General features: G+C 43.7%; 2 protein-coding genes. One reads left to right on the top strand and one right to left on the bottom strand.

Annotated features, from left to right (window positions below; translation table 11 throughout):
* Positions 1 to 178: 178 nt before the first annotated feature.
* Positions 179 to 5575, bottom strand: a complete 5397-nt coding sequence (locus KTO63_RS23200) for an alpha-2-macroglobulin family protein (RefSeq protein WP_217794343.1) — start codon at positions 5573 to 5575, stop codon at positions 179 to 181.
* A gap of 286 nt (positions 5576 to 5861) precedes the next feature.
* On the opposite strand from KTO63_RS23200, the gene pbpC reads away from it, so the two are divergent.
* Positions 5862 to 8225, top strand: a complete 2364-nt coding sequence (gene pbpC / locus KTO63_RS23195; protein ID WP_217794342.1) for a penicillin-binding protein 1C — start codon at positions 5862 to 5864, stop codon at positions 8223 to 8225.
* The last annotated feature ends 58 nt before the right edge of the window (positions 8226 to 8283 follow it).

Raw genomic sequence — 8283 nt, 5'->3', positions numbered from 1 at the left:
ACATCAATGCCCTACGGGCAAGGTTCATCGACAATTGCCCAATCCATATTCTACCGTTGAAGGGAGTGACACAACGATGCTTAATAGATATTCCATGGCTGACTCAATAAACTCATTATATAACAAAGGCTGCCTCAAATATGAGACAGCCTCTTCATCCATTACAGTATTCTTTAATTTATCTACCAGTGATAGTAATTGTTCCGGCTCCATTATAGGAGTGATATTCTCCGTTGTACATAGCGTCTGCGCTTACAGGACCCATATGATAAATACCGGGCGACACTGCTCTCACCGCATAATAATAGGTTTGCCGACTGCTATACGCATCTACAAACAGATTAATGCGATCGTCGCGAACGTCGAGTGCGGAAGGATTTGACGCGTCTTTTATCCAATCCATGCCGGGAATTTCTTTGGTTCGCGGATTTTCGATTTCAAAACCAGCAGGCAGCAGATCGGTGATTACTATGTTTTCTACAGAGCCGCTGTATGATTTTTCAAGGGTCAACTGCACTATTACCAGATCATTTTGTTTGAAACTATTGCCAGCAATAGCTCTTCCGTTTCTGTCGAAGAACCTTTTACGAACTTTAATGTAATTGTCTTCTTCTTTATACGAACCACTTACACTGATGCCTTCACTTTCCCACCAGTAATACAATTGTCCCGCTCCTTTTGTGTCGATTACTATGTTGTTTCCGCCCAGTTCTTTTGCTGAAAGCTTTGCGGCGGCTGTACTTACGTTTCCTACAACTCTTCCGTTCACCTTTATCTGGGCTGTTACGGAAGATTTATTTGCTGCGGCGGCTAATTTGCCGATGGCTAAAAATCCAAAGGAGCTTTCCTGTGTAGAGTACCAGGAGCGTTGTTTTAATTTGTCCACCACGTGTCTGGCCATTATTGGCACCTGGGCGTTTGAAGGTTCGACCTCCAGCAACGCATTTAGCGCAATGGCTTCGTCACGAATGTCTGAATAGAAGCTTCCTCCAGTTTGGGCGACAGATGTTTCTCCACTGAATGATGTTGGCAACATTTCTTTGAACTTAGCTTTGTCGCCTGCGATTGCGTAGGCTGTCGCAAGTAAATATTTGCTGTCAAGACTCAGCAGGGTGCCATTTGCCTTGTAATAGTTCATGACTGAAACATTGGGTCGTCCGGCAATTGCCAGTACATATAGGCTGTACGCAACTTCTTTTGGTGCGATTTTCTTTTGTTGATCGCGGTTATAGAAGTAGCTTATTGTTTCCTTGTTTCTAAGTCTGTTGTTGATATAAGTAAGCATTGTTTCGAGCAAGCCATTGTCTACGTCGTATCCTGCTTTTTTCGCTTCCCAGAGGAAATGCGCTGCATAGATGGTAGCCCACCAGTTTTCCTGATCGCCGTTGTCCCACATTGTTACCGCGCCGTTATACAGTTGACGCATTTTAATTTTACGGATCGCTTCCATTACATTGCTGTTGGCGCTAGCTTTGGAAGCTTTGTCGGCTTGTAATAGCTCCGACAGATCTGAAAAATACAATTGAGGGAAGGCGGCCGAAACGGTTTGCTCAGTGCAACCGTAAGGATAATGAACGAGGTAACTCAGCTGGCTGCCGAGTTCCATTGCCGGGGATTTGCTAACTACGAGTTTGTAGTTGACGCTTCCTGTCATAAAATCGGAAGTAGGGATTGTTATTTGTTTTGATGAGTTGCCTGCTATCGCACCGCTGCCGGTTTGTTTTTGCAAAGTCGAAGCGGGTCGCACTGTTATATCTGTTTCATCGGCAAACTTCTCTCCCATTCCCTGTACTTCGATTTTTACTTTTCCTGCAGCTACTGTTCGGGCTGCCACCACTTTAAACTCAACTCTTGCCTCGCTATTGGCATCTATAGAAACATTTTCGCGATTGCTGCTTACGATTTGTAACGGCCCTTCTACGTTTATGCTTGCGGTTGCGGAAGTGCTTTTGCTTGTTGTGTTAGAAATGGTGACGGGCACGCTGATGGTATCTCTCGGACTGAGGAACCTTGGCATGGCTGTGCTTAGAACAATCGGGTCTGCTACTTTCATGGAGGATTCTGCAGAGCCGAAACTTTCGTTTTTATAGGCAACTGCCATTAATCTTAATTCTCCTGAAAACTGCGGCACGTCAAATTCGAACTCGGCTTCGCCGCTTCCGTTTGCGGTTGCGATTCCGCTCCAGTAAGAAACTATTTTTACACGTTTGTTAGGCATTGGATTGACGCGCTGATCCATGCGCAAGTCGCCGTCACCACCGGTGCTGCTGAGTTTTGCTCTTACTTCAGGGAACAGTAATGGATACAAGTCGTAAGCGTTTACCTCTAATGCTTTTTGTGCATAGAAATAGTTGTACGGATCAGGTGTTTTGAAATCAGTTACCTGCAGCACGCCGTTGTCAACTGCCGCGAGGGTTACCATGCTTCCGGGAGCAGCTTTCACTTTCACTTTTTGATGTGTATGTGAACGCACGGATTGCGATGCGACTACTTGCATTTTTATCAAGCGGCTTTCTTCTTCCACTTTTACATTTTTGAAACCATGGGCAACGGTTAGTGGAATATCAGAAACGTCATGTGGTTTGATGAGTGTTGCCGTGATGTAAACGTTTGGTAAATGTTCTGCGGTGAGCTTCAGATCAAGTGACGCTGAGCGTTTGTCAACATTTACATATTGATATGACAGTACTTTGTCTTTTTCCATTGTTACCAACATGCGGCCGCTGAAAGGCGTTTTGAATAACACTTTTACGCTTTCACCTGTTTTGTAAGCGTCTTTGTCGGTTTCGATATTGATTTCTCCTTCTGTATTTACTTCAAAGGAATTATTGTCGCCGCCCCAGTAGCCATAGCTGTAGAAGGATCTGCTTACGTAGCTTGATGCATTCGGAATGGACACTCTGATTTCATAGTCACCGGGAGAACGGGGAACGAATGGATAGCCAGTGGTTTCTCCGGATACGGTTACGTTTGCTGTTGACACAACTTTATCTTCCTGCTGGGAATTGTAACGGAAATATGAACCGCTCTTTTCCAATACGGTGCGATATTCATGTTTAATGACTTCCACTTTGGCGATGACTCCGTTAACTACTTTTTCGTTTTTATCTAAAGCGATCAACGGAAATTTTATGGGTTGGTTAAGCGGAAAATATCCGTAACCATCGCTGCCAATACCAAAGAAAGTGTTTTGTGTATAGATGTCGATGTTGGCATTTCTGCTCACAGGCCTTCCGGTTTCGTCAAATACAGTTGTGTAGAAGCTGGTTTGCAGAATACCAATGTTTTTATACATCTCGGGAACGGCGTAGGTTACCATTGCGTTTCCGTTTTCATCCGTTGTTCCTTCTTTTACCTGTTTATCGAAGAAGGTTTTCTGATTTGCCAGACCAAAATCAAACTGGGGATATTTTTTCGGATAGAAGGCTTTTTGTTTTACCTGTATCTCACTTTCATAATTGCGATTTGCCGCGGGTGGGCCAAAGAAGTTAATAGCATTGATGCTTAATGTTGTGTTTTCGCCTGGTTGGAGAGATTGTTTATCCAATTTGGCTGTCACTTTAATTCTATCGGGAACAAATTCTTCGATCATGAAGTTTTTGCTGCCAATGAGTACGTCGTTGCTGGTGTAAACCTCTAAAGTATAACTTCCGGTGATGGCTGCGGGTGAAATGTCTACGCTGCCATCTAAGCCGCCTTGTGCATTCAGGCTTTTGCGGAATGTTTTCAATTCTTTTCCGTTTGGCAACAGGAACTTCATTTTTAGGGGCAGCTCGCCGGGTGATTTCCATTGTGCGTCACGAATTACGACCGCAAAGTTTACTTTTTCTCCGGGACGATAAATGTCGCGTTCTGCATATACGAATGCGTCGAAACCTGTGCTGTTGCTGCGTTTGCCGCCAACTTCAAATCTTGATGTATTTACGGCTGTGTTGTTAAATGGCAGATAGTTAAAGTCGTTCGCCGTTTTTGCGATGACCATTGCGGGTTTGAATCCGGCGAAATCTTTTCGCGAGTAAGCGATTTCTGCAACGCCGTCTGCATTTGTAGCTCCCATTCCGAGCACCTGGTTGTTGGCGCCGTAAGCAACTACGTTTACATCTTTTAAAGACTGAGCGGTTTTGATCGAGTTTGCAAAAACATACATTTTGTCTTTGCCTTCCTTTGCCACGAGGCCAATGTCGGATAAGGAAATGAAACGCGTGTCTCTCACCCAATAATCGTCTGTTGAGCGAATCATAATGTGGTAGATACCTTTAAAATCCGGCACTTTGTCCTGGATATTGAAATTGAATATCCGGCCGCTTCCGCTTTGGGGAAGCGTTTTTGTTTCTATTTCCTTTTCGTAAATAACGTCGCCGAGTGTTGCATCGCCGCCGTTGTCGCCGTAGTATTCTTCTTCACTATTACCGTCGGATTCTTTTGGATAGTAGCCATAACGTTGTGCGGCGAGCAGGTTGCTTTCGTAAATTTTAGAAACGATCACTTTTACTGTCGGTACGTTTATAAGGCGAACTTCTATATTTTTTGCACCCTGCGAGGAAAGGTATACCGCTTTGCTGTTGGTGAAACTTATGGATGGTTCAAGTTTGCCAAACGCCACATTGGTTACGTATTCTTCTCTGAGCTGACCGCCGATCTTTCCGCGCAATCCTTTTACCAGTACCAATTGATAGCTTTTTTCTGCATTAAACTGGTCGCCGGAAATCATGAAACCATCGTCAGTTACTTCTGCGGTAAATTTTATAGCGGGATCGAATTTGATGAATGAATTAAGGGATGCGGGAACAATTTGCTGACTTGTTCTTATGTACACCTTGCCGGTATTTCCGTCGTGCTCGGTTTGCACATCATTTATGGTAAGTGTATATGGAGAAGGAATGGTGGCTTTGTTGACGTTCTTTTCGGGCAGCGGATTTGTGCCACCCTCTGGTAGCAAGCCTTTGTCCAGCGAAATGGTTATGCTGTAATCTTTGTCTTCCGACTTAACGCTCAGGAGGCGCAGTGTAATTTTATTGTCGGAAGAAGCGGTTTGCAAAGCATAGTTTGCGGCTTTCCCATCTACTTCTATTCCGAGTTTATCTTTCAACGCGGCGGGACTAACGGGATAGTTGAAATAAAGATCTATTTGCGGAACGGCCGATTGGGAGTTTTCATCCTGCAATACCCAGGTGACATTGGTGTTGTCGAGTTTTAAATCGGGTGTGTGGAAATTGAGATCCTTTGCGCCTTCTACTTTGCTGAAGGATGTGTACTGCAACACATCGCTGTTGACTTTCGCTTTGTAGTTGGTGGCTGGTTTCAAAGGTTTTTCAGGAGAGAACACGAGCTCGTCGGGATGTTCCCAGCGGAAACGGCCGGGGATTTTTGGTTCGAAGCTGATGTACTCGGTGGAATCCCATTGATTGAGCAGGGAATCTTTTACGAGCGGTTTGCTGAAACGAAATACAAGGTTGCCTAGTTGGGGGACTTCACTGTTTGCGTTGGTATAATCCAGGCTAACAGTTTTGCGGTTACATGCTGCTAATACTACTGTGAGTATTACAACTAACAGCATCGAAATTTTGCTGCGCATAGTGATGTGGGTTAATGGAATGTGGTGTGTAAGATTTGTCTTTTTGTGAGACAATTTTACAGATGCAATATAACAAAGAAAGGTTGCTACAATTTAAAGAAAAAAAGTAGTAAGAGATTCTACTTATTTGCTATGGAAAAAAGCAGTTGTTGAATCACCAGCTTTTAAAATTTTACAGTGAAAGAAAATTTACAACGTCGTACAACTTTTGGCAGGTAAAAAACAACTTGTCATAATTTTACAGCAATTAGACTGGTAGTAGAAAATACCGTTTATTGCACCAAGAATGAAAAAGATCAAAGCTTATCTAAAAGGCGTTAATCGCAAAAGACTACTTAAATGGTTAGCCGCTCCAGTAAGCTTGTTAACTCTATTCTTCGCGCTTAATTTTGTTTTCCCGCTACCGGATCATATTGAGTACTCCACTATTATTACAGATGATAAAGGCGAGGTGATTCATGCATTTTTGACGAAGGATGAAAAGTGGAGAATGAAAACGGAACTGAATGAAATTTCTCCGCTGCTTAGAAAAACGATCGTTCACAAAGAGGATAAGAATTTCTATTACCACCCCGGCGTCGATGGCATTGCGATGGCTCGTGCTTTTGTGAAGAACATTTTCAGGATGAAACGAACTTCGGGAGCCTCGACAATTACCATGCAAGTGGCACGGGCACTGGAACCGAAAAGAAGAACATACTTTAACAAAGTCATTGAAATGTTCCGGGCAGTGCAGTTGGAAACGAAGTATAGCAAGGATGAAATTCTGCAGATGTATTTGAACCTTGTTCCGTATGGCAGCAATATTGAGGGGGTAAAATCTGCGTCCATTCTATACTTCCAGAAAAATCCGGATCATCTTTCCTTAGCGGAAATTACTGCGCTGTCTATTATTCCCAATCGCCCTTCCACTTTGGTAATTGGGAAAAATAACGATAAGATCATTGTCGAAAGAAACAAGTGGCTGCACCGTTTTGCGGAGGATAAAGTGTTTACGGAAAAAGAGATCCAGGATGCATTGGAGGAACCACTGACTGCCACGCGAACATCTGTGCCCAAACTTGCACCCCAACTGGCTTACAAGCTGAAGAAACAGGGCGGGGACAATATTCATTCTTACATCAACCTGAATATGCAGCTAAAGTCAGAAAAGCTGGTGCAGGATTATGTGAGAACGCTTTCTTTCAAAAACATTCACAACGCTGCTGTTATTGTTATTAATAATGAAACGCACCGTGTGGTTACTTATGTTGGTTCGGCGAATTTTAGTGATACAACAGATGGCGGACAGGTAAATGGTGCGGCGGCTATTCGCCAACCGGGAAGCACTTTAAAACCGTTGCTATACGGAATGTGCCTGGACGCGGGTTTGATGACGCCGAAAATGACGCTTACTGATGTGGCGGTGAATTATGATGGCTATGCGCCTGAAAACTACGACAAGCAATTTAACGGTTATGTGACGATGCAATACGCACTGGAGCATTCGTTGAATATTCCTGCGGTTAAGAGTTTGCGGATGTTGGGCAAGGATAAGTTTGTTCAACAATTGTCGTTATGCAATTTTATGCAGATAAGGAAGGACCAGCGAAAACTTGGCCTGTCGCTTATCCTGGGCGGATGCGGTGCTTCTTTGGAAGAGCTTACTGCCTTGTTTTCTCTTTTTGCAAACGAGGGCAAATTTGTAGCACCTGATTACATAGAGTACGAGGCAGACAAATCGAAAAAAGAGACGGGTAAAAAGTCTTCCAACAAAAAAGGAGAAACTGTTTTAAGTCCAGCTTCTACATTTATGATTAATGAAGTTTTATCGAAAGTGAATCGTCCGGATTTTCCGCTTAACTGGCAAAGCACGGAAAAGATGCCGAAGATTGCCTGGAAGACGGGCACTTCGTATGGCAGGCGCGATGCGTGGAGCATTGGCTACAACAAACATTATACGGTTGGCATTTGGGTGGGAAACTTCTCGGGTGTCGGCGTTCCGGATCTTAGCGGCGCAAATGTTGCGACTCCGCTCCTTTTCAAAATTTTCAATACAATAGATTATGATAGTGACAAGGATTGGTTCCGTCAACCGAAGGATTGCGATATAAGGATGGTTTGTTCTGAAACGGGTTTGCCGCCGGGCGATCATTGCACCAATCTTGTGACTGATTATTTTATTCCGCTTGTTTCCTCGACTCAAACCTGCAATCATATGCAGGAGGTAATGGTATCTGCCGATGAAAAAATATCGTATTGCAAAATGTGTATGCCTGAAGTTGGATATAAAAAGAAGTTGTACAAAATTATTGGCGCGGACATGCAGGCGTGGATGACGGAGCATAAAATTACCTACGAGAAAATCCCACCACACAATCCCAACTGCGAGAAGATATTTAAAGAGGGTTCTCCGGCGATTGTTTCACCTGCAAATAATGCCGAATACTTTATCAACCGAAAAGACCCTGAGCCGCTGCAATTGGCCTGCAATACAGGGAACGATGTCAGCAGGGTTTATTGGTATATCAACAACAAATTTTATAAAGCTACGGACGCGAAGAGCAAGATATTTTTTATTCCTGAGGAAGGGCCTGTGAAGATTTCATGCACGGATGATAAAGGAAGGAACCGGGATATTTGGATAAAGGTGAAGTACGTGAGCTTGTGAGAGCAAAGACTGAATAACTGAATGACTGAATAACTGAGTGTTCAAGGTCAAAGATGCC

This window comes from Pinibacter aurantiacus, from assembly GCF_019130065.1.
Taxonomy (GTDB): domain Bacteria; phylum Bacteroidota; class Bacteroidia; order Chitinophagales; family Chitinophagaceae; genus Pinibacter; species Pinibacter aurantiacus.
The sequence above is the reverse complement of the archived record's forward strand: the minus strand, read 5'-3'. Positions and strand labels throughout refer to the sequence as shown.